11 protein-coding genes are annotated in these 23,745 nt (G+C 66.4%); 7 read left to right on the forward strand and 4 right to left on the reverse strand.

From position 1 onward, the window contains the following. The first annotated feature begins 19 nt into the window (after positions 1-19). The 3 genes from MKD38_RS10530 (at position 20) to MKD38_RS10540 (ending at position 5,333) form a co-directional block, all read left to right on the forward strand. Entirely contained in the window at positions 20-1,213 is a 1,194-nt protein-coding gene (locus tag MKD38_RS10530; protein ID WP_252676562.1) for a helix-turn-helix transcriptional regulator, read from the forward strand. Between the two features lie 147 nt (positions 1,214-1,360). After that, complete coding sequence (locus tag MKD38_RS10535) at positions 1,361-2,875, forward strand: DUF1254 domain-containing protein (protein WP_252676564.1); 1,515 nt, start codon at positions 1,361-1,363, stop codon at positions 2,873-2,875. A gap of 157 nt (positions 2,876-3,032) precedes the next feature. Beyond that, positions 3,033-5,333, forward strand: a complete 2,301-nt coding sequence (locus tag MKD38_RS10540; protein WP_252676566.1) for an arylsulfatase — start codon at positions 3,033-3,035, stop codon at positions 5,331-5,333. Positions 5,334-5,371: 38 nt separating this feature from the next. Here the strand turns inward: MKD38_RS10540 and MKD38_RS10545 are convergent, their stop codons facing one another. The 4 genes from MKD38_RS10545 to MKD38_RS10560 all read right to left on the reverse strand — a co-directional run bounded on the left by MKD38_RS10545 (position 5,372) and on the right by MKD38_RS10560 (position 10,700). After that, entirely contained in the window at positions 5,372-6,673 is a 1,302-nt protein-coding gene (locus tag MKD38_RS10545; protein WP_252676567.1) for an anaerobic sulfatase maturase, read from the reverse strand. A gap of 129 nt (positions 6,674-6,802) precedes the next feature. Next, positions 6,803-8,182, reverse strand: coding sequence for a DUF1329 domain-containing protein (locus MKD38_RS10550; protein WP_252676570.1), 1,380 nt, complete (start codon positions 8,180-8,182; stop codon positions 6,803-6,805). Positions 8,183-8,365: 183 nt separating this feature from the next. After that, on the reverse strand, positions 8,366-9,493 hold the full coding sequence (locus MKD38_RS10555) for an acyl-CoA dehydrogenase family protein (protein WP_252676572.1): 1,128 nt from the start codon (positions 9,491-9,493) through the stop codon (positions 8,366-8,368). A 13-nt stretch (positions 9,494-9,506) separates the two neighbouring features. Then, the gene (locus tag MKD38_RS10560) at positions 9,507-10,700 is read right to left on the reverse strand and encodes an acyl-CoA dehydrogenase family protein (RefSeq protein WP_252676574.1); all 1,194 of its coding nucleotides are present in this window, start codon (positions 10,698-10,700) and stop codon (positions 9,507-9,509) included. A gap of 361 nt (positions 10,701-11,061) precedes the next feature. On the opposite strand from MKD38_RS10560, the gene MKD38_RS10565 reads away from it, so the two are divergent. The 4 genes from MKD38_RS10565 (at position 11,062) to MKD38_RS10580 (ending at position 23,744) form a co-directional block, all read left to right on the forward strand. Next, on the forward strand, positions 11,062-12,582 hold the full coding sequence (locus MKD38_RS10565; RefSeq protein WP_252676576.1) for a class I adenylate-forming enzyme family protein: 1,521 nt from the start codon (positions 11,062-11,064) through the stop codon (positions 12,580-12,582). Positions 12,583-12,634: 52 nt separating this feature from the next. Then, positions 12,635-13,606, forward strand: a complete 972-nt coding sequence (locus MKD38_RS10570) for a Bug family tripartite tricarboxylate transporter substrate binding protein (protein WP_252676578.1) — start codon at positions 12,635-12,637, stop codon at positions 13,604-13,606. Positions 13,607-14,008: 402 nt separating this feature from the next. Then, positions 14,009-14,599 (forward strand): hypothetical protein, encoded by a 591-nt coding sequence (locus MKD38_RS10575; RefSeq protein WP_252676580.1) that lies wholly within the window; start codon positions 14,009-14,011, stop codon positions 14,597-14,599. Between the two features lie 85 nt (positions 14,600-14,684). After that, the gene (locus MKD38_RS10580) at positions 14,685-23,744 is read left to right on the forward strand and encodes a hemagglutinin repeat-containing protein (RefSeq protein WP_252676582.1); all 9,060 of its coding nucleotides are present in this window, start codon (positions 14,685-14,687) and stop codon (positions 23,742-23,744) included. The last annotated feature ends 1 nt before the right edge of the window (position 23,745 follow it).

Raw genomic sequence — 23,745 nt, forward strand, 5'->3', positions numbered from 1 at the left:
ACACGAGAGGGACAAGTTGATGGCGACTACCGGGCACTTGGTCGAGCCGTCAATCTATGCATTGGCGAGCTTTTCCGTAGCGCAGTATGGCGAACTGCTCGACGCCATCTATCGGGGGCCGCTCGAGGAAGCGCCCTGGTCCAGCGCGCTCGAGTCCGTGCGTGTCCTGCTCAACGCCTGCTCGGCGACCCTGGTCCTGCGCCCGCCCACGTTCGACCGCCCCGGCTCGATGTTCAACATGCCGCCGCGGGAGACCTACCGGCGGCAAGGCGTTACGTACAACAGCTACTATCACTCGCTGGACCCGTTTGTCGACCTCCCGCCGGGCATGGTGACCACGGTGGACAGGTTCGTCGGCGCCGAGGCATGGTGCCGCAGCCCCATCTACCAGGAACTGCTCAAGGACCTGGACATGCGCTATGTGCTCGGCGCGGATATCCAGACCGCCGACGGCGTGGTGTGCCGCTTCCGCCTGTGCCGGGGCCATGACGCGCACGACTTCTCGGAGAAGGACCAGGCCGTCTGCGTGGCGCTGCTGCCGCATATCAAGCGCGCGGTCGACCTGTATTCCCGCATCGACGTGGCCGAGTCCGAGCGCGGCCTTTACGAGTATGCGGTGGACCGCATGCTGATCGGCATGGTGCTGCTGGACGACCAGGGCATGGTGCTCAAGGCCAATGCGGCCGCGCGCACGCTGCTGGGCGAGAACGACGGCATCCGCCTGCGCGGCGGCAAGTTCGAGTTTGCGGATACGCGTGATCGCGGCCGCTTCCGACAGCTGGTCAGGCGCTCTATCGATTCGATCTCGGTCACGCAGGATGACGGCGCCGCCGCGCCCATGGTGGAGGCGATGTCGCTGGCCAGGCCTTCCCGCACGGGGCGGCTGGAGGTGCTGATCCGCGCCATCCCGATGCGCGAATGGTCGGACGAGAACAAGTGGTGCCCGGCCTGCGTGGTGGTGATCCGCGACCCGGCGTGCAGCGCACAGACCTCGGTCGAGGTCTTGCGCCAGTTGTTCGACTTCACGCCGACGGAGGCATCGCTGGCACTGCTGATGGCCAACGGCGCTTCGCTGGAGGCCGCGGCCGAAGCGCTGAAGGTCAAGACCAATACCGTACGCGCCCATCTGCGCGCGGTCTTCCAGAAGGCGGGCGTCACGCGGCAGGCGGAACTGGTGCGCACGCTGCTCAACAGCGTCGTGTCGCTCAGCTGAGCCAGGCACGTGCCGCGTCGCGGCGCCACCCCTATTTGTAGTAGAGGCCTCTTGCTCAGGCAGACGATGTCGGCCGTCGGCGTTGCCGGGACACTGGCATGCGTGGCGGCGCAGCGTGCCGCCTTCTTTTGCTCAAGGAGCCTGCCGATGTACGCCAACTGGATGCGGCACGCCCGCATCGCTGTCCTTGCCCTTGCCCTCGCCTGCCTGCAGTCCCACGCCCGGTCCGCGCCGGCGCCGGCACCACTACCCCCCGCTGGCATCGATGCCCGCATCACGCCCGCACAAATCGAAGCGCTGACCCGGCAGGCCTACTTCTGGGGCCTGCAGCAGACCGGCTTCTACGAGCTGCGCTACGTCTTCACGCAGGCGCAGCAGATGCCGGCCTACCGCGGCATCAACCGCCTGGCGCAGAACCGCCAGCTCTTTACCGCCAGGGAGCGCTTTGCCACCACCCCGAACGCCTCGACGCTGTATTCGGGCGGCTTCTTCGACCTGTCGCAACAGCCGGTGGTGGTGACCTCGCCCAGGGTCGACGATGGCCGCTACTGGAGCATCCAGGCGCTGGACCAGTACGCCGACTGGTTTTTCATGGTGGGCAGCCAGTTCACCGGCAACGCGGCGCAGCGCTACCTGATCGTCGGGCCGGACTGGAAGGGCACGCTGCCGGCGGGATTCCGCGGCACGGAGGTGGTGCGGGCGCCTTCCAACGCGTTTTCGATCACGCTGCGCGTGGCGATCACCACGCGCGACGCTGCCGACTTCGCGGCCGCGCACCGGCTGATGGACGGCGTCAGTGTCGAGCCGCTGGAGCACTGGCAACGCAACGGCGGCAAGCCGGTGCCGCTGGACGAGGTGCCGACGCAGCCGGCGAACTACCGCACCTTCGCACGCATGGCGCAGATTCCGGATGTGGCCAAATCGATGACCGCGACCGACTACCTGCAGCTGGCCAGCCTGGTGATCAACGACGACACCCTGACCCAGCGCAGGGACTCGGTGACCGAGCGCGAGACCCTGCGCGCGCTGGCGCCACTGGGCCTGCGCAAGGGCGTGCAGTTCGATCCGCAGCGGCTCACGCCCGCGCAGCGCCGCGCCGTGCAACGGGGCTTCGACGCCGCGCGCGCGCAGGCACGCACGGCATTCAGCGCGGCGCAGGTCGACATGAACGGATGGAAACTGCAGAGCAGCCTGTTCTACGACCCCAACGACTACAAGGTCAGGGCCGGCGCCGCGGACATCGCCTGGGGCAGCCCCGTGCCATACCAGTCGCACACCATCGCCTACGCCATGACCGACGCGCACGGCAAGCCGCTGGACAGCGGCCGGCGCTACACCATGACGCTGGACATGAACAACCTGCCGCCGGTCACCGAGTTCTGGGAACTGCCGGTCTACGACGACAACGGCTACTTCGTCGACAACCCGATCGACCGCTACAGCGTGACCAGCTACCAGGTCGCGGCCGGCCAGTTCGCGGTGCGGGACGGCAAGCTCACGCTTTATTTCCAGCACGACAAGCCATCCGACGCGGCCCAGGCGCGCAACTGGATGCCGCTGCCGGCCAAAGGGCCGTTCAGGCTGGCGGCACGCTTCTATGGCCCGACCGCGCCGCTGGTCGACGGGACTTACGCGATGCCGCAGCTGGTGCGGCGGGACTGACGACAACCCCAGGCGGCATCCCGTCCGCCGGGCCGGATAGTCCGGGCGGACGATGCCCGCGGCGTGGCGCGGTGGGAACAATGCGGTAGCCATGCCCGAACCATGCGCGGCGGCAGTGACGCGCCGCCGCGCCGGCCAACGATATCGCAGGACGCCTATGCCATTTTCCCGGAAGTTCATCACCACTTGCCTGGCGCTGGCCGCCACGCCGGCCTGCATGCCGGCCCACGCACAACAGGGCCCGGCGCTTGCCGGTGCCGACCGCGGGCCGGCCTACCAGGTCAAGGCGCCTGCGGGCGCGCCCAACGTGGTGATCGTGCTGCTCGACGATGTCGGCTTCGGTGCGGCGTCCACCTTCGGCGGCCCGGTGCAGACGCCGGTGCTGGAGTCGCTGGCGCGCGAAGGCCTGCGCTACAACAACTTCCATACCACGGCGATCTGCTCGCCCACCCGCTCGGCACTGCTGACCGGGCGCAATGCGCATGCGACCGGCATCGGCGCGGTGGCGAACGTTGCCGACGAGCGCCCGGGGTACAGCAGCTTCCACACCAAGGACACCGCCACCATCGCGGAGGTGCTGCGCCAGAACGGCTACAACACCGCGGCGTTCGGCAAATGGCACCAGACCCCGGACTGGGAGCTGTCGCCAAGCGGCCCGTTCGACCGCTGGCCGACCGGCGAAGGGTTCGAGCGTTTCTATGGCTTCCATGGCGGCGAAACCGACCAGTACGAGCCTTCGCTCTATGACGGCACCACGCCGGTGATGCGCCCGCCCGGGCGCGACTACCACCTCACCGCGGACCTTGCCGACAAGGCGATTGACTGGCTGCGCGTGCAGCACGCGGTCACGCCGGACAAGCCCGTGTTCCTGTACTTCGCCCCGGGTGCCGCGCACGCGCCGCTGCAGGCACCGAAGGCATGGATCGAGGCATACCGCGGCAAGTTCGACCAGGGCTGGGACCGGCTGCGCGAAGAGATCTTCGCGCGACAGAAGACGCTCGGCGTGATTCCGGCCAATACGCAGCTGACCGCGCGCATGCCGGACCTGCCGGCGTGGGACACGCTGACACCGGACCAGAAGCGGGTCGCCTCGCGGCTGATGGAGGTCTATGCCGGCTTCCTGGCGCATGCCGACGCGCAGGTGGGCAGGCTGGTCGAGGCGCTGAAGGCGAACGGGCAGTTCGACAACACGATGTTCTTCTACATCGTCGGCGACAACGGTGCCAGCGCCGAAGGCGGCCTGCTCGGCAGCGCCAGCTACTTTGCGCCGGTGCAGGGGCTGCCCGAAAGCGATGCCGCCCGGCTGGCGCAGCTCGACGCGCTGGGCGGGCCCGGCACCTATCCGCACTATCCCGCCGGCTGGGCCTGGGCGCTGGATACGCCGTTCAAATGGACCAAGGCGGTGGCGTCTCACCTGGGCGGCACGCGCAATCCGATGGTGGTCACGTGGCCCAGGCATGCCGCCCAGCGCGGCGGGCTGCGCAGCCAGTTCGGACACGTCAACGACATCGTGCCGACCATCCTGGAAGCCGCAAAACTGCCGGCGCCTGCGGGGGTCAACGGCATCGCGCAGAAGCCGATGGATGGCGTGAGCCTGCTCTACAGCTTCGCCGATGCCGGGGCGGCGACGCGCCATACCACGCAGTACTTCGAGGTATTCGGCCATCGCGCCCTCTACCAGGATGGCTGGATGGCGTCGGCCTTCCACAGCCGCCGCCCGTGGACCGTGATCGACTATGGCCAGAAGAAGTTCGAGGACGACCAATGGGAACTCTATGACCTGAACAGCGATTTCTCGCAGGCCCATGACGTGGCGCAGCGCGAGCCAGTGCGGCTGGCGCGCATGCAGGCATTGTTCCAGCGCGAGGCACAGCGCAACCAGGTGCTGCCGCTGCGCAATATGTCGCCGAACCAGGCCGGGGCGCTGCCGTCGTTGTCAGCGGGCCGCACCAGCATGACGTTCAGGCAGGGCGTGGTCGGCGTGCCCGAGTCGGCCTTGCCCAAGACCTATAACCGCTCGTGGAGCGTATCGGCCACCGTCGATGCCGGTGAGCGCGCGCGCGGCGTGATCGCCACGCTGGGCGGCCACAGCGCGGGATGGTCGCTCTACCTTGACGGCGCCGGCGTTCCGGTGTTCAGCTACCGCCTGTTCAACCTGAAGACCGTGACGCTGCGCGGGCCGGCGCCGCTGACCGCCGGGCGCCACCAGTTGCGCTTCGATTTCCGCTATGACGGCGGCGGCTATGCCAGGGGCGCCGACGTGCAGCTGCTGGTCGACGGCAAGCCCGCGGGCAGGGGCCGCTTGCCAGCGAGCCCGCCTGGCTTCTACACCATCGACGAGACCTTCGATGTCGGCATCGACCATGGTTCGGCCGCGGGCGACTATCCCGCGGACGCGCTGCCGGGCTATGCCTTCAGCGGCGGGCGCATCGAACAGGTCTCGATCGACCTGCGCTAGCGGCGGAGGCCGCCCGCGGCCGCTGTGCAAGCGCCTCGCTACGGCGTGGCCGGCGCACGAAGAACGACGGCGCGGGTGATGTCGCTGGCCGGCCTGCCAGCGCGGATCAGTTCGGACATGGTGCGCAGGTACGGCGCCACGTGGCCGAAGAAGCGGTAATAGCCGTCACACAGGTAGTTCAAGCCGGGCTCGCCGTCCCGCGTCGTGGTGAAGCGGTGCTTCGGGCAGCCGCCCCAGCAGCCCTTCAGCATCTTGCAGCCCACGCATTGCCGCGGCAGCGAGCGCAGCTTGTCCTGGCCAAACGCATGCTGGGCCGCTGAGTCGACCATCTGCGCCAGCGACGCGGTGCCGAGATTGCCGAGCCGGTACGCCGGATAGACGTAGTGGTCGCAGGCATAGACGTCGCCGTTGTGCTCGACCACCACGGCCCGGCCGCAGGTCGGCTGGTGATGGCAGGCAGCGCCCGGCTCGCCCATGTAATTCGCCAGCGCCCATTCGAAATTCATCACGTGGACGGTGCCGACATCGCGGCGCACCCACACGTCGAAGATGGCATTGAGAAAGTCACCGTAGCCGCCGGAGGGGACCGACCATTCGGTCACGCTGCCTGCGGCACCCGGCAAGGCCTGCGCCAGCACCTTGCCGCCGGGGCCATGCAGCGTGAGGCCGATGGCGCTGTCGGCCGCGCTGGGGCGGCGCTCGACGACCGGGATGAACTGAATATGCCTGACGCCGTGGGCGCGCAGGAACTCGTAGGTCCGCAGCGGCTCCGCCGCGCTGCGGCGGTTGACGCAGGCCAGCACGTTATGGCGGACGTGATGCGCCTGCAGTGTTGCCAGCGCGCGCATCACCAGCGCGTGGGTCGGCTGGCCACCGGCCGAGACGCGGTAGGCATCGTGGATTTCCGCCGGGCCGTCGAGCGACAGGCCCACCAGGAAGTCGTGGCTGGCGAAGAAGGCGCACCATTCGTCGTCCAGCAGCAGGCCGTTGGTCTGGAAGCTGTTGCGGATGGACCGTCCTGCGCGCAACTGCTGCTGCAGGTGGACCGCCCGGCGGTAGAAATCCAGGCCCAACAGCGTGGGCTCGCCGCCCTGCCAGGTGAAGACGACTTCGGCGCCCGGGGGATGCGACGCAATGTAGTTGCGCACATAGGCGGCCAGCACATCGTCCGGCATGCGGCGCTTGCGTTCGCCGGCGCCCGGTTCATACAGCGCGGCTTTTTCCAGGTAGAAGCAATAGGCGCAGTCCAGGTTGCAATCGGATCCGCTGGGCTTGGCCATCGCATGGAACGGCCCGGACTGGTACGAGTGGGAAGGCGAGCGTGGAGGGGCGGTGGTCATGGCGCTTGGCCATGCCGGCGCCAGCCGTGACGGTGAGGCGCGCGGCCTGTGGCGAAAGGGGAGTGGGGAGGGGACAGCCAAAAAAATCAGGCCGGACGAAACCTCGCCCGGCCAGGGATCACGACCCGGTCAGGTCCCCGATCCGCGCGCCGCGTCCGGCGAGAAGAAGGCCTCGCTGAACTCCGGGCTGTTGTTCAGCTTCGGCATCGGACCTTCGTTGGTCAGGCGGTCGGCCAGGTACGCGCCCGAGATCAGGTCATGGTAGAACGTGGTGGTCGGGTAGTAGCGGCGCGCATCATAGGCATACACCGAAGCCTGCAGGTTGGTGCGCCACAGCTGGCCGCGGCCGTCGTAGTTGTCGGCGGCCAGGGCCTGCCAGCTATCTTCGTCCAGGAACAGCACGCGCTTCGCATACTGGTGGCGGAAGCCCGACTTGAGCGTTGCCTCCAGGATCCATACGCGGTGCAGCTCGTAGCGCATGACGTCGGGATTGGCGTGGCCGTTGGTCAGCAGGTCCTTGTACTTGACCGAAGCGCTCAGCAGCTTGTAGTTGTGGTACGGGACATAGATTTCCTTCTTGCCGACGATCTTCCAGTTGTAGCGCTCGCCGGAGCCGTTGAAGAGGCGGTCGTCATCCACGGTGCGGAAGCCGCCGGGGCCCTGGGGCTGGTCGAAGCCGAATTCCGGCGCCTGGCGCACACGCCGCGTGCCGGGGTTGTAGATCCAGGTGCGGTTGGTGTCCGAGCCTTCCTGGTCCCACACCGCATAGCCGACGATCACCTGGCCGCGGTCGCGCAGCGGCAGGTCGGTGGCGGTGCGGAAGAAGGAGCGGTCGTTGAGCTTGTTTTCCGGGTCGAATTTGCCGTGATTGCGCGGCGAGAAGATGTTGTACGAGACCCGGCCCCAGGCGATCGAGCCGTTGGGATAGACCACGGCCTGGTCATACTGCGCCTTCTCCGCGCCGATGGCCGACGAGAAGCGCTGGTTCCACAGCAGCTCCATCGCGCTCTTCGGGATCGGGTAGGGCACCTGCGGTCCCGCATCCTTCAGGCCGTTGGCGTCGGGGGTCATGCTGACGGTGGTGGCGTAGGTGCGGATGTCCTTGTAGACCGCGTCTTCGTAGCGGAAATCGCGATGGCTGGGGTACACCGGCATCTTGAAGGTGTCGGGGTACTTCTTGAACATCGCCTTCTGGCCTTCGGTCAGCCGCTCGGCATACTGCGCCATGTTCTGCGCGGTGATGACGAACAGCGGCTTCTCGTCGCCGTACGGGTCCGCATAGCGCTCGCCACGTTGGTATTTGACCTGAGGCGGCGTACCCAGCCACTTGCCGCTCCAGGCCGGCACATCGCCGTCCTTGCTTGCGGCGCGCTCGGCGCCCATCGGCGTGAGGTTGCCGTCAAGCTGCTTGAGGTCTTCCGGGGTGACCTTCGCCCACGATGCCGCGGCCAGTGCCATGCTGGTCACCAGCAGGCCGCCGCGCAGCAGTCGATGTGTAGTGGATGTCATTGCAGTCTCGCTCCTTGGGAATGGCCGGCGACGTCCGTGCCTGTGGACACAGGGTAGTGACGGCGCCGCGGCCGGGAATCGTTGGAACGGACTAGTGGATTTCCCCTAGGCGGAGGAGCGCGCAACAAAAAGGCCGGGCAAGTGCCCGGCCTCTGGAGTTCTGACTGATCGCCAGCGCTTGAATCAAGCCTCCATCACTTCGCCAAAACGCTGCAGATGGTAGTCGCTGTCGCCCAGCAGCTGGTCCAGCATGGTCAGGCGCTTGAAGTAGTCGCCCACCGACAGCTCGTCGGTCATGCCCATGCCGCCGTGCAGCTGCACCGCCTGCTGGCCAACGAAGCGGCCGGCGCGGGCCACCGTCACCTTGGCGGCCGACAGCATGCGGCGGCGCGCGGCGGGGTCGGTCTCGTCCAGCGCCTGCGCGGCGACGTAGGCCATCGACAGCGCCAACTCCTTCTGCACCAGCATGTCGGCCATGCGGTGCTGCAGCGCCTGGAAGCTGGCCAGCGGCTTGCCGAACTGCTGGCGCGTGCCCAGGTATTCACCGGTGATCTGGATCAGCTTTTCCATCGCGCCCGCGCCCTCGGCGCACAGCGCGGCGATGCCGTGCTCCAGGCCGACGCCCAGCGCTGTCAGGCCGTCGGCGGGCTGGCCCACCAGCGCGCTGGCCGGCACGGCAACGTTCTGCAGCGACAGGTCGGCGGCGCGCAGGCCATCGATGGTCGGGTAGGCGGTCACCGTCAGGCCCTTGCTGTCGCGCGGTACCAGGAACAGCGCGATCTCGTTGCTGCCCGCGATGCGCGCGGTCAGCAGGTAGGCATCGGCGGCGGCGCCGTGCCAGACCACGCTCTTGGTGCCGCTGATCAGGTAGCCGTCGCCGCTGCGCTCGGCGCTGGCGCGGGCCGATTCCGGGCGGTAGCGCGTGGTCGGCTCCAGGTAGGCCAGCGTGACGATGCGCTCGCCCGACGCGATCGCGGGCAGCCACTCTTGCTTCTGCGCGTCGCTGCCGTGGGCGGACAGGACGGCGGCGGCCATCACGCCGCTGGGCGTGACCGGCTCCAGCACCAGGCCGCGGCCCAGCTCGCGCTGCACCACCAGCTGGCTGGCGGGGCCTTCGCCGAAGCCGCCGAAGTCGGCCGGCACGGTCAGGCCCAGCACGCCCATTTCGGCGAGCTTGTTCCACACGCCGCGGTCCAGGCTTTCGCCCTGGCGCGCGCTCTTGCGGCGAGCCTCGAAGGTGTATTCGGTATCGATGAAGCGGCGCAGGCTGTCCGCCAGCATCTGTTGCTCTTCGCTGTAGGTGAAGTCCATGTCAGCTATCCCTTCAGAAACCCAGGATCATCTTGGAGATGATGTTCTTCTGCACTTCGGTCGCGCCGCCGTAGATCGAGGTCTTGCGCATGTCGTAGTAGGTGGAGGCGGCCGGTGCGGCCCACTCCGGACCAGACACCGGCTGCGTCGCGCCGGGCTCGAGCCAGTCCGGCGAATACGGCCAGGCGTTGGGGCCGGCCACTTCCATCATCAGCATGCCCAGGTCCTGCTGCACCTCCGAGCCGCGGATCTTGACGATCGACGCTTCCGGCCCCGGCGTGCCGGCGGCCTGCGTGGCGACGCGCAGCAGCAGCATCTCCAGCGCCATGATGTCCATCTCGACGCGCGCGATCTTGTCGCGCATGCGCACGTCCTCGATCAGCGGGCGGCCGGCGCCGTCGGTGGCTTGCGCGGCGTAGTGCTTCAGCTGGCGCAGCTCGCGGTGGCAATGGCCGATGCCGGCGATGCCGGTGCGCTCATGGCCGAGCAGGTACTTGGCGTAAGTCCAGGCGCGGTTCTCTTCGCCGACCAGGTTCTCGACCGGCACTTCGACGTCCTCGAACCAGGTCTCGTTGACGTCGTGGCCGCCGTCGAGCGTGGTGATCGGGCGCACCGTAACGCCGGGCGACTTCATGTCGATCAGCAGCATCGAGATGCCTTCCTGCGCCTTGGCATCGGGATCAGTGCGCACCAGGCAGAAGATCCAGTCGGCGAAGTGCGCCATCGTGGTCCAGGTCTTCTGGCCGTTGACGATGTACTTATCGCCCTTGCGCACCGCGCGGGTCTTCAACGAGGCCAGGTCGGAACCCGAACCCGGCTCGGAGTAGCCCTGGCACCAGAAGTCTTCCACGCCCGGGATGCGCGGCAGGAAGCGCTGCTGCATCTCGGGGCTGGCGTACTTCATCAGCACCGGGCCGATCATGGTCAGCCCGAACGGCAGCAGCCGCGGCGCGCCGGCACGGAACGTCTCGATCTCGAAGATCAGGCGCTGCAGCGCGGTCCAGCCGGTGCCGCCCCATTGCGTAGGCCAGGTGGGCGCGCCCCAGCCCTGCGCCTGCAGGATGCGGTGCCAGCGGACGTAGTCGTCCTTCTCCACGCGCTGGTGGTTGAGCACCTTGTTGCGGATGTCTTCCGGCAATTTTTCCTGCACGAAAGCGCGGACTTCCTCGCGGAAGGCCTGTTCCTCGGCGGTGAAACGCAAATCCATCTGAATGTCCCCTGTGGTACGCGGGCTCCGCGCTGCGGCGTGCAAACCGACGGTGTTGCCGGTTGTGCAGCGCGCCATGGCGCAAGCCCTTGCTGTGCCGGCCGATTGTATTGGCGGGCCGGGATTCGTTGCTTTATCAATCCGGAAGGCGTCCTTCGCGCAGGTGGAACCAGCCGCACCCGGCCATGCCTGCGCATGGGTGCCAGCGCCAGGACCCCGGCGTGGACGAACACGACCTTAGTGAATTCCAAATGGCTGTGGCGCGGGGCTTGCCGCAAACTGATGCGGCCGGTTTTGATGTGGCCGGGTGCATTCCGCCGCATATCCGACTCCGCTCGCATTCGAGAGATCCTCCAGCACCATGTCTTCCTTCCGCCCCCAATTCATCCACGAGATCCCCGCCCACTGGGCCGCGCAGACGCCCGAGGCCCCATGCCTGTACGAGAACGGCGCCGTCATCAGCTATGGCGAGCTGTGGCGGCGCATCGAAGCCGCGCGTGACTGGCTGGCGTCGCAGGGCGCAGGCGAGGGCGACCGCGTCATGGTGGTCGGCGAGAACTGCAACGAGATGGTGGTCACGCTGTTCGCCTGCAGCCTGCTGCACGCCTGGCCGATCAACGTCAACGCGCGCCTGTCCGCGCGCGAGATCGACAATATCCGCGACCACGCGCAGCCGGCGCTGGTGCTGTTCACCGGCCATGTTTCCGACGTGGCCGCGGCGCACGGCGAGCGGCTGGGCGCGCAGGCTACCGGCTGCGCGGTCTATGACGACGGCATGCGCGTCGCCCGTGCAGCCACCGCGCCGCAGCGCGAGCCTGCCGAGCTGGCGCGCCGCGTCGCCACGCTGATCTATACCTCGGGCACCACCGGCGCGCCCAAGGGCGTGATGGTGCCGCACGCCGGGCTGACGCAGTTTGCGCGCATCTCCGCCACCTCGCGCGACATGGGCCCGGCCGACGTGGCCTACGGCGCGCTGCCGATGTCGCATATCTTCGGCATTGCCACGGTGCTGATGGCCACGCTGTACGCCGGCGCCGGCCTGTTCCTGCGCCCGCGCTTCGACGCCAATGAAGTGTTCGAGGCCCTGGCTGCGCCGGGCGTCACCATCCTGCAAGGCGTGCCGACCATGTTCACGCGCATCATGGCGGTGGCGCCCGCGCTGGGCGCGAAGCCCGGCGCCTATCCGCGCCTGCGCTACCTCTATACCGGCGGCGCCCCGCTCGATCCCACGCTCAAGCGCGACGCCGAAACGCTGTTCGGCCAGCCGCTGCACCACGGCTACGGCATCACCGAATACGCCGGCTCGCTCTTCATCACGCGCATGGACGCGCCGCGCGCCGATTGCTCGGCCGGCTATATCGTCGAAGGCGTGGAGATCGCCATCACCGATGCCGAAGGCAAGCCGCTGCCCGCGGGCGACCGCGGCCAGATCCGCGTGCGCGGCCCGGGCGTGATGGTCGGCTACTACCGCAATCCCGAACAGACCGCCGAGGCGCTGCTGCCGGGCGGCTGGCTCAATACCGGCGACCTCGGCTATCTCGACGCCGACGGCGCGCTGTTCATTTCCGGCCGCTCCAAGGACCTGATCATCCGTTCCGGCTTCAACGTGTATCCGATCGAAGTGGAGTCGGTGATCAACGCCTTTGCCGGCGTGCGCCAGTCCGCGGTGGTGGGGCGCAGCACGAGCGACGGCAACGAAGAGGTGGTGGCCTTCATCGAACTGCAGGAAGGCGCCGAGCTCGACCGCAAGGCGCTGGACACCTACCTGCGCGACAGCCTTGCGCCGTACAAGCGGCCGGCCGAAGTCCGCACCGTCGACGTGATTCCGACCACGGCGAGCGGCAAGCTGCTCAAGCAGCCGCTGCGCGCCATGCTCGATTAAGCCCCCGGGGCACGCGGCCCCGGGCAATAAGCCATCCTGGAGGAGAACACAAATGAAAACATGGAAGACGCTGGCGGCGCTGACCGCCACGCTGCTGCTGCAGGGCGCGGCATGGGCCGCGGACGCCTACCCGTCGCGCCCTGTCAAGCTGCTGGTCGGCTACGCGCCCGGCGGCCCGGTCGATACCGCCGCACGCATCTACGCCGAGCAGCTCGGCCGCGTGCTCAAGCAACCGGTGGTGGTCGACAACCGCGCCGGCGCCAGCGGCGCAATCGCCGCCGACATGACCGCCAAGGCGGCGCCGGACGGCTATACGCTGTATTTCGTCGCCAGCCCCACCATGACCATGACCCCGCTGATCCAGCACTCGGTCAACTTCAATCCGGTCAAGGACTTCAGCTACATCGGCCTGATCACGGACTACACCAACGTGCTGCTGGTCAACAAGGATTTCCCGGCCAAAAACGTCGGCGAACTGGTCGCCTACGCGCGCAAGAACCCTGAGGGCGTCTCATTCGGCTCCGCCGGCGTGGGCGCGTCCAACCACCTGTCGGCCGAACTGCTGGCGCAGATGAACAACGTGAAGATGCTGCACGTGCCGTACAAGGGCAACGCGCCGGCGATGGCCGACGTGATGAGCGGCAAGGTCACCTTCATGTTCGACATCACCGGCACCGCCATCGGCCATATCAACGGCGGCAAGGTGCGCGCGCTGGCGGTCACGTCCAGGACCCGCAACCCGGCCTTGCCCAACGTGCCGACCATGATCGAGTCGGGGCAGAAGGACTATGACCTGACCGGCTGGTATGCGCTGGTGGGGCCGCAAAAGCTGCCGGCCGATGTGGTGGACAAGCTGGTCAAGGCGCAGAAGGCGGTGGGGGAGGATGCCGCCTTCCGACAGCGGATGACGGCCGGTGGTTATGACGTCAACATCAGCACGCCCAAGGCGCTGGGGGACCGGATTCAGCGGGAACTGGCGTTGTGGGGCGGGGTGGTGAAGAAGGCGAATATCCAGGCCGATTGAGGGTTTATGGATACTGCGGAGAGGCCGGCTGAAAGCCGGCCTTTTTTGTTTTTTGGGGCGGCGGAATTCGAGGGGGCGTTGTGTTGGTCGGATGTTCTCAATTTCGCGAGTCACTGGCCTTTCTCCATTCGAAATTGGTTTTTGTAAATCAGAAATTTCCGGATGATATTCGCAGTTTTCGGATCGAAAATATTCTGCGTGTTCTGAGTAGGGCACGCGGATCTGGGCGGCAATTATCCCGATCCATCGCCTGGAGCCAACGTTTTCATTGTTTTGGAATTTTTAAGGCAAGTCTGATAGACGCATTAGTCTGGAAAACGGTTAATTCGTTCACCGTCGGCAACCACGTGTGTGGATGCCGTCAGGGAGGAACGATTAACCCATCCGGAGAGGACTTGAGCAATGAAAAAACTGACGATGTACGTAGGCCTGGCTTCAAGTGTCGCGCTGTTTGCCGCCTGCGGCGGCGGAGGCGATGATGGCAATGGCGGCACTTCCGCACAAGACCAGTCTGGCGCAAACGGCGGCGCCTCCAGCCCAATCCCCACTCCCGCGCCGGCCGCATTCTCCTGCCCCGATAGCTACAGAAAACTCACGCTGTCCAACAGCTCGGTGCCGAACGCCAACATGTCCATTGTGACGGACGACGGCATTGCCAGGCTGACCGTCAAGACGCCTGCCACAGGCCTCGCCAATGTCACGATCTGCCTCGGCAAGCCGGACCCGGTCCCCGCCGGCGTCGTTGCCGACTACGTCTATGAGGTCAAGGCGGACGGTGGCTATGCCAGCCTGCTCAACCCGCAAATCAGCCTGACTTTCACCACCGCGACTGTTCTCGCTGCCGCGCCGGCCATCGAAGTGGCTCAGGGCACCGCCAATGGTGTCACCTATACCGCCGCGCCAGGCAGCAATGGCACCGTGAACGGCACCAATGTGAACGTGACTGCCTCGGCTCCAGCGGCCGGTGTGTACGTCGTGCGGCTGTCGCACTGATTCCCCCACTTTGAGGCAGATACCAGGCCGCGCATGAACGCAGCCTGGTCGTCTTGCATCGGCCGTCAGCGTTTCGCATCCGGGTATGAATCGGAATCTCTATCGCCTTGTCTTCAACGCCGCGCGAGGCATGCTGGTTGCCGTGCGGGAATGTGCCATGGGATGTGGCAAGGGCCGGCAGGCGGGCTCGCGCTGCGCTGGTGAGTGCGCCCAGACGGCAAGCATTGCGCGCTTTGCGGTCCCGACACTTGCGCTCGCTGCCTGGATCGCGGCAGGCCTGCCATGTGCGCGGGCCCAGGTTATCGCCGACCCCAACTCGGGCGCCAACCGCCCGACGGTCGTGCAAACCGCCAACGGCTTGCAGCAGGTCAATATCACGCGACCGTCGGCGGCCGGGGTTTCGACCAACGCCTACACGCAGTTCGATGTGCCCCGCCCCGGGATCATCCTGAACAACGCCCCGACGCCGGTCTCCACCCGGCAGGCCGGATACGTCAACGGCAACCCCAATCTGCTGCCGGGCGGATCGGCACGCATCATCGTCAATCAGATCACCGGCACGTCTCCCAGCCAGTTGCAGGGCTATGTCGAGGTGGCCGGCCCGAGATCGGAAGTGGTCATCGCCAACCCGAATGGACTGGTGGTCAATGGCCTGGGCTTTATCAATACCAGTCGCGCCACGCTGACCACTGCCATTCCGATGTTCGGCGGCAATGGCAGCCTCGATGCATTCCGCGTAACCAGCGGGCAGATCGCCATTCAGGGCGAAGGCATGAGCGCCGCCAATGTCGATCAGGTGGATCTGATCGCGCGTGCGGTACAGGCGAACGCGGTGCTCTATGCCACGCAGCTCAACGTCATCGCCGGTGCCAACCAGGTGGATCGTGCCACGCTGGCCGCCACGCCGATTGCGAGCTCGGCAGCCGCACCGGCGCTGGGCATCGATGTGGCGCAGCTCGGCGGCATGTATGCCAGCAAGATCATGCTGGCATCGACCGAGCATGGCGTGGGGGTGTCATTGCGTGGCATTGCCGCCGCGCAAGCAGGCGAGCTGACGCTGACCGCCCAAGGCAAGCTGGTGCTGGCCGGGCAAACTAATGCCTCCGCCAACCTGGTGGTCTACGCGCGCGACGGGATCGAAAACAGCGGCACGACCTACGGCGCGCAAGGCGTGTCGATCAACACCGATGGCGTCCTGGCCAATTCGGGAACGCTTGCCGGCCAGCAATGGCTCAACGCCTACGCTGGCAGCGTGGCCTCGACGGGGACGCTGGCTGCGGGCGTGAACGCCGATGGCTCGACCGCCGCGCCGGCTGACCTTACCGTTGTTGCGACCAACGGCGCACTCACCGCAACCGGCCGCAACCAGGCCAGCGGCAATGCGACGCTGCAGGGCGCCGGCGCCAACCTGGCTGGCAGCCAGACGTCGGCGGGCGGCAACCTGAACCTGCAGGCTGGCGCCGGCAAGCTGGACCTCACCGGTGCCGACATCCACGCAGGCGCAGCGCTCAATGCCACGGCGGGCGGTGCGCTCGTCAATGACGGAGGCCAGCTTTCCAGCCGGGGCGGCCTGGTCCTGCAAGCGGACAGTCTGTCGAACCAGGGCGGCCAGATCGTGGCGCAGCAGGCCGCCACGCTGAAGGTGGCGGGCGCGGTCAACAATACGCAGGGAACGATCCAGGCCAACGGTGCGCTCTCGGCGCATGCCGGCGCGCTCGATAACATGGCGGGCCGCATCGTGTCACTCAACGGGGACGGCCTGTCGCTGACTACCACCGGGGCGCTCGTCAACGCCGCCGGCACGACTGCCACCGGTACCGAAGGTGGCCTGATCGGCGGCAACGGCAGCGTGGTGATCGATGCTGGCGCGCTGACCAACCACGGCCAGATCAACGCGCTGGACGATGCGACGTTCGACACGCAGGCGTTCGATAACGACAACGGCAAGGTGACGGCGGGCGGCACGCTGTCAGCCAGGATCGCCTGGGCGGCGACCAATCGCCTTGGCACGCTGTCGGCCGCCACGCTGAACCTGGACGCCTCCGCCCTCGACAACGCCGGCGGCCATGTCGAAGCCGACAACCTTGCCATTGCTACAAGGGATGACCTGCTTAACCGCGGCGGCATCATTAACCAATATGGCGCCACCGGCGCCACCGTGCACGCTGGCGGCACGCTCGACAACACTCAAGGCACGATTGCGGCCAATGGCGGCGACCTGGCCGTATCCGGCCAGACCATTGTCAATTCGGCGGGCAAGATCCAGCACGCCGGCGCCGGGTTGTTGACGGTAACGAGCGAGAGGGAATTCTCCAACGCCACCGGCACCATCGAAACCAACGGAGCGCTGCAAGCTACGGCGGCCACGCTGGACAACGCTGGCGGCAGCATTTCGGCCCAGGACAAGGCCACCATTGCCATCAGCGGCGACCTGCTCAACCGCTACGGCAAGCTTTATGGCAAGGACGGCCTGGCGCTTGGCAGTGGCGGACAAATCGACAACACGGGCGGCTCGGTTCAGACCAATGGCAATCTCTCCGCCATCGCCGCCGGGAAGCTTGCCAATGCCAACGGCACGCTGACCGCCAACGACGCGCACGGTCTGCTTGATGTTTCGGCCGAGAGCTTCGACAACACCCGCGGTCTGCTGACCAACGCCGGCGACGGCGCCACCACGGTGACGGCAACCCATGCGCTGATCAATACCGGCGGCACACTGGGCGGCAATGGCGACATGACAGTCAATGCGCAGGATCTGGTCAACATCGCCAAAGGCAGCGTGATTGCCAGCGGTGCGCTCGCGCTCAACACGACGCGCATCGTCGACAACTCCGGTGGCCAGCTCTACGGCGGCAAGGGTCTGGTGCTGGAACAGGCCGATGCGACTTTGGTCAATGAGGGGGGCCAGATCCAGAGCGCGACAGACGCTTTCATCGATGTCGCCAACCTGAACAATGCCGGGGGCACGATCAAGGCCAACCAGGACATCGCCGTCAAGGGCGCGGTGTCGGGCAGCGGCGAGATGACTGCCGGACACGACCTGGCGCTCGATGTTGCCGGCGACTATGTCAACGATGCCGCGAACCGGCTGCACGCCGATGGCAACATGCGCGTTGCCGCCGCCGGCACCCTGACCAACACCGGCACGCTGGCCGCGGCGGGCGATCTGACGGTCCAAGGCACCGATGTGGTCAACGCCGCGGGCGCCGACATGGCCAGCACCACCACCACGGTCAACGCCACCAATCGGCTGGACAACGCTGGCCGGATCGAAGGCGATGCAGTACAGATCAACACCGCGACCGCCAATAACGCCGGCACCATCATTGGCAACCGCGTGACCGTGCAGGGCAGCGACATCGCCAACACCGGTGCAGCGGCATTGATCGCGGCGGCAGAAAACCTCACTCTCTACGCCAGCCATTCGGTGCAGAACCTGGACGGTGCGACGCTCTACAGCGCCGGCAACCTGCAGATTGCCCGGGACGGCGTGCGTGACCCGGCAACCGGGTTGCTGGTCAACCAGGTCGGAACGCTGATCAACCGCTCTGCCACCATCGAGGCCGAGGGCGATATCGACATCGCCGCCACACAGGTCAGCAACACGCGCGCCAGAATCGAGACCGAGGCGGGCACGCCCGTCACCAGCGCCGCCCAGACGCTGGTCATGTGGAACGCGGGCATGAGCGGCAGCGACCTGAACTTCCATGAAAGCGTGACGTTCCCGACTTGGCGGTGGAGCGGCGAAAACGCCTCGGTCAGCGCCAGTCGCACCTACGCCCTGATGCAGCCGGTCAGCCTGACGGTGGACAAGTCGAACGTCGCCAGGCTCGATGCCGCGGCGCAGAGTTTTACCTTCACGCAGCCACCGGTCGAGGAATATTACGATGCGACTTCCCGGGTGATCTGTACGGATTGCCCGCCTCCGACGGTCTTCACGCGCAACCTCACCAGCAATCCCACGCAGTATTACCAGTCCATCACGGACAATGGCAGCACCTATACGATCACGTTCTGGCCAGACTGGGACCCGGCGAGGCATATCCGCCCGGACGACGTGCGGATTCGCTTCGATCTCGGCACGGACAGCCACGATTACAGCGAAATCTCGCGCACGGTCACGACCAGTGCCACGACGGATCGGCTGGTGAGCGCCAGCGATCCGGCCAAGATCCAAGCCGGTGGCGCGATCCGCATCAATGGCAATGGCGGCACGATCCTGAATCAGTCGTCGATCATGGCGGCCGGCGCAGACCTGGTGCGCTCCGCGGTGGGCGGCACGGTGCAGGACGCGGGCACTGCCCTGCAGCAGTCGGTCAGCACGACGGAAACCTCGACCTTCTACTGGCATCAGAAATCCGGCGGCAACAGCGATACGCAGATGGTGCCCTATCCGACCACGCCGCAGGCATCGACCACGGTGATGGCGCTGCCAGCCATCGCATCGGCCAATCAGACGGTGCAGACGACAGCCCAGGACATCCAGGTCACGACCGTCAACCGGCTGGGCGAGACCGTTACAGGCAGTGGCGTAACGGGCGGCAGTGCCACCGGCGCGCAGGTCGCGGGCGCGGCCGGCGGCCCTGGCAAGCCCCTGCAGACGTTAGGTACCGCCAGCGGTGGCATCCCTAACCTGACGCTGCCAACGAACGGCCTGTATCACTACCAGACGGCGCCGGGCGCCACGTACCTGATTGCCACCGATGCGCGCTTCACGCAATACAGCAAATTCATTTCCAGCGACTACATGCTGGGCCAGCTTGGCTTGGATCCGCTGATGCTGCAAAAGCGCCTGGGCGACGGCCTCTACGAGCAGAAGCTGATCCGCGACCAGGTGACGCAGTTGACCGGGCGTACCCATCTGGCGGGCTACAGCGACCAGATGGCGCAATACCAGGCGCTGATGACCAACGGCGCGACCTACGCCAAGGCGTTCAATCTGGCCCCTGGCATCGGCTTGTCCGAGAGCCAGATGGCCCAGCTCACCACCGACATGGTGTGGCTGGTCAGCCAGGAAGTGACGCTACCCGATGGCACACGCCAGTCGGTGCTGGTGCCCAAACTGTACCTGGCCCATAGCCATGCGGTGGACCTGACCAGCACCGGCGCCCTGCTGACGGGCAGCCAGGTCAACCTCGATGCCAGCGCAGACGTGGCCAACAGCGGCCGGATCGTGGGCGACCTGGCCACGCAGGTGGTGGGCAACAATATCGTCAACCGGGGCCAGATCGGCGCGACCGGCACCACGGTCGTAAAGGCTGCACAGGACGTGCGCAACCTGGGCGGACGCATCAGCGGCACCGATACTGTGGTGTCCGCTGGCCGCGACGTGATCAACGAGACGCAGACCATCACCAATCAGGTCACGATGGGGGGCCACAGCGCCAGCGGCACGGGCGTCGGTGCCGTGGCGTCGATCTCGGGTGCGAACAACGTCGGCGTGCTGGCTGGGCGCGATATTTCCATGACCGGTGGCGAGGTCGATGCCGGCGGCAGCGCGCTGCTGGCTGCCGGCCGTGACCTGAACCTTGGTACCGCCACGGCCGGCACCACGATGGACTCCAGCTCGCGCGGCGGCCAGAGCTATTACCACGATCAGAAAACCGTCGGTGTGGGCAGCACCGTGGCTGCCGATGGCAATGTGGTGGCGGTGGCTGGCCGCGACGCAACCTTGACCGGCTCGACGCTCGACGCGGGCAACAATGCTTCACTGGTCGCGGGCCGCAATGCCACGGTCACGGCATCACTGGATTCGAACACGCACAGCGAGGGATCGCTGGGCGGGAAGAATGCGCAATACACTAAGTCGTCCTACGACGAGGCGGCGCGCGGCAGCGCGGTGCAGGCAGGCAACAACGCGACGCTGGCCGCGGGCCAGGCGCCACTGGCGGCGGCCGTGCTGGCGGACAATGGCCTGCGGGCTTCGCCGGAAGCGGCAGCCGTACCAGCGGGCACGGGCAGCCTCGCGGTGCTGGGAGCGGCCATCACGACTGGCCATGGCGGCAGCGGCGGAGGTACAGCCAGCCTGATTGCCGCACAGGACGTGACCGTGGGCACGGTCAACGAAACACACACGGCGCAGAGCTGGTCCCAGACGAACAAGTCCGGTTTCCTGTCGAAGGAGCAGACCACCAAGGCCAGCAGCGAACAGCAGATCATTGCAGTCGGCTCCACCGTCTCGGCCAACGCGGTCGCAGGCCACGCCGGCCGGGATCTGGCGATTGCCGGCAGCAATGTGGTCGCCACTGACGACGTGGCACTGCGTGCGAACCGCAATCTCGTCATCGGCGCGTCCGAAAGCACGGCAACAAGCAGCGCCTCGCAGGAAACCCGCAAGTCGGGGATGCTGTCGAACGGCGGCGCCAGCGTCACCTTCGGCAAGCAACAGCTCAACGAAAGCCAGACCGCGCAGACGACGTCGCACACCGGCTCAGTGGTGGGTAGCTTGCAGGGTAATGTGAGCTTGAGTGCGGGCGAAGGTTACACGCAAACTGGCAGCGCAGTGACTGCGATAAAGGGCGACGTGGACATCCGCGCCAAAACGGTGGATATCAACGTGGCGACGGATACGGGGCGGTTCGATCAGGAAACGCACTTCCGCCAAAGCGGCCTGACCATCGCAGTCTCCAACCCCGTGCTCGCCGCGACGCAAACCGCCGGGCAAATGGCGCATGCGCAGAGCCAGACCGATGATCCGCGCATGAAGGCACTGGCCGGTGCAGCAACGGGTCTGGCGGCCAGGAATACCTACGACGCGGTGAGCAAGGACCCGCAGGCTGCTGGCGGCGTGAACATCAGCATCACCGTCGGTGCCTCAAAGAGCGACAGCATGCAGACGCAAAGCAGCACCACGGCGGTCGGCAGCCAGATTAACGCCGGCGGCAATGTGCGCATCCGCGCCGAGGGAGCCGGCGAACACAGCAACATCAACGTGGTCGGCAGCGATATCCAGGCGGGCAACAACCTGGTGCTCAAGGCCGAGAACCAGGTGAACCTGCTGGCCGCCGCGAACACAGCCGAGCAGCACAGCAGCAACCAGAGCGCATCCGGTGGCGTCGGCATTGCCGTGAGCTATGGGTCCAATGGCGCCGCTTTTGGTGTGACGGCCAACGCTTCGGCAGCGCGCGGCAAGGCCGATGGCAACGACGTGACCTGGACCAACAGCCACGCCACGGCCGGCAATGCGTTGGTGATCGATTCCGGCGGCGATACCAGCCTGCGCGGCGCCGTCGCGTCCGGCAACCAGGTCATTGCCAACGTGGGCGGCAACCTCAACGTCGAGAGCCTGCAGGACACCAGCAGGTACGACAGCAAGGATCAGTCAGCCAGCGGTAGTATGACCGTAGGATACGGTGTCTCGGGTAGCGCCAGCGTCAGCCAGCAGAAGATCAACAGCGACTTCGCGAGTGTGGGCGAGCAATCCGCCATCCGCGCCGGCAGCGGCGGCTACCAGGTGGATGTCAGCGGCAACACCGACCTCAAGGGCGGCGTGATCGCGGGTGGCGTGGCGGACAGGAACAGCTTTGCGACCGATACGCTGACCGTCAGCGACATTCAAAACCGTGCCCATTACAGCGCCAGCAGCATCGGCATAGGCGGAGGCTTCTCGGCGGTCGGCAACAGCGGCAAGTCGGGCGTTGGCGTGAACCAGGGCGGCGAGGCGTCAACGACGGGTTCTGGTACCGTGCCCGGGACTGAGCTGCCGACCACAGGTGTTGGTGGCCAGGGCTTCTCCGTCGCGCCGCCGATGGTGGCGGGCGCCACCGGCAGTGCCAGCAGCACGACGCAGAGCGGGATCAGCGCCGGCAGCATCACGATCCGCAACGACGCCAAGCAGCAGGAACTGACGGGCCAAAGCGCTGCGGATACCGTTGCCGGGCTGAACCGCGACACGACCAACACCGGCAATTCGCTTAGTCCGATCTTCGACGAGAAGAAGATCAAGGCCGGTTTTGAGATCGTGGGCGCGCTGCAGCGCGAAGCAGGCGTCTTCCTGAACAACCGCGCCAACGATGCGGAAGCTGCGAAGCAGGCAGCCGACGCCGTGGCAAAGGATGCAAACGCGACGCCCGAGCAGCGTGCCGCCCTGCAGCAGCAGGCCGACGACCTGGCGAAGTGGGGGCAGGGTGGCACCTATCGGCAGGTGGTGACGGCGCTGACGGCTGCCGCAAGCGGCAACGTGACTGGTTCCACCATGCAGTTCGTGCAGAGCGCGGCGGTGGGCTACTTCCAGGGCCTGGCAGCCAACCAGGTGAAGCAGATCGCCGATGGTCTGGATAGCGAGACCGCGCGTGCGGCGCTACATGCCATTGTCGGGTGTGCCGGCGCCGCGGCAGCGAGCCAGGCTTGTGGTGCGGGCGCCATGGGCGCCGCCACCGCTTCGGTGCTGGGCTCGCTGCTCGGACCGACCGAAGGCATGACGGCGCAGCAAAAGCAGGTGCGCGAGAACGCTATCCAGAGCCTGGTGGCGGGTGTTGCCGGCGCAGCCGGAGCAAACCCGGCTACGGCCATGAACGGGGCGACGTTCGAGATCGAGAACAATCAGCTTGGAGCCGGGCCGATGCCCAGCCCGCCGATTTGGTCACCTGGGCAGGCGCAGAAGCCGTTTCAGACGCCGGGGAAGCCGGCGGACCCAAGCGAAGCCGCGTTGACTGGGACGCCGGATCAGTCAGGAAACAACCAGTCTGAACCGTTCAAGCAACCGCTCACCAACATCGTAGGAAACATCTTGTCCTTCCCTGGGCAGGTCGTAGATGGGTTAGGTGCAATTTTTAGTACCGAAGCTGGCAAATCTAACGTCAGCGTTCCACCATCGTTGCTGGGACCTAATGGTAGTCTGCCACCAGGCATAGGGGGAGCGGGCACACCAATCCCAATGCAACCGACGGCAAACCCCAATGCAACCGCAGAGGAATTTGCAAGAAATGCGTTCAACGGCCAGACGCCGACCAAGGTTATCAATAACATAACCGGGCCAGGAAGCTGGGTGGCGATCATGCCAGATGGAACAGCTATCACTTATCGTCCGGCGGGCCAAGCATCCTCCTCGACCGATTCGAATACTGCAACTGTCGAAGTGAACAACCAAGCTGTGAGGAATGTGAATAGAGGAAGTGTTGCAAAATTCAAGTTTCCGGGAAAATGAC

The organism is Cupriavidus sp. WGlv3, assembly GCF_023952475.1.
Taxonomy (GTDB): domain Bacteria; phylum Pseudomonadota; class Gammaproteobacteria; order Burkholderiales; family Burkholderiaceae; genus Cupriavidus; species Cupriavidus phytorum.

What these genes read in the sequence shown, in the direction of transcription:
- MKD38_RS10545 (WP_252676567.1), bottom strand. Translation starts at nt 6,673, where the DNA reads ATGACCACCGCCCCTCCACGCTCGCCTTCCCACTCGTACCAGTCCGGG.
- MKD38_RS10540 (WP_252676566.1), top strand. Translation starts at nt 3,033, where the DNA reads ATGCCATTTTCCCGGAAGTTCATCACCACTTGCCTGGCGCTGGCCGCC.
- MKD38_RS10560 (WP_252676574.1), bottom strand. Translation starts at nt 10,700, where the DNA reads ATGGATTTGCGTTTCACCGCCGAGGAACAGGCCTTCCGCGAGGAAGTC.
- MKD38_RS10580 (WP_252676582.1), top strand. Translation starts at nt 14,685, where the DNA reads ATGAATCGGAATCTCTATCGCCTTGTCTTCAACGCCGCGCGAGGCATG.
- MKD38_RS10565 (WP_252676576.1), top strand. Translation starts at nt 11,062, where the DNA reads ATGTCTTCCTTCCGCCCCCAATTCATCCACGAGATCCCCGCCCACTGG.
- MKD38_RS10550 (WP_252676570.1), bottom strand. Translation starts at nt 8,182, where the DNA reads ATGACATCCACTACACATCGACTGCTGCGCGGCGGCCTGCTGGTGACC.
- MKD38_RS10535 (WP_252676564.1), top strand. Translation starts at nt 1,361, where the DNA reads ATGTACGCCAACTGGATGCGGCACGCCCGCATCGCTGTCCTTGCCCTT.
- MKD38_RS10570 (WP_252676578.1), top strand. Translation starts at nt 12,635, where the DNA reads ATGAAAACATGGAAGACGCTGGCGGCGCTGACCGCCACGCTGCTGCTG.
- MKD38_RS10575 (WP_252676580.1), top strand. Translation starts at nt 14,009, where the DNA reads ATGAAAAAACTGACGATGTACGTAGGCCTGGCTTCAAGTGTCGCGCTG.
- MKD38_RS10530 (WP_252676562.1), top strand. Translation starts at nt 20, where the DNA reads ATGGCGACTACCGGGCACTTGGTCGAGCCGTCAATCTATGCATTGGCG.
- MKD38_RS10555 (WP_252676572.1), bottom strand. Translation starts at nt 9,493, where the DNA reads ATGGACTTCACCTACAGCGAAGAGCAACAGATGCTGGCGGACAGCCTG.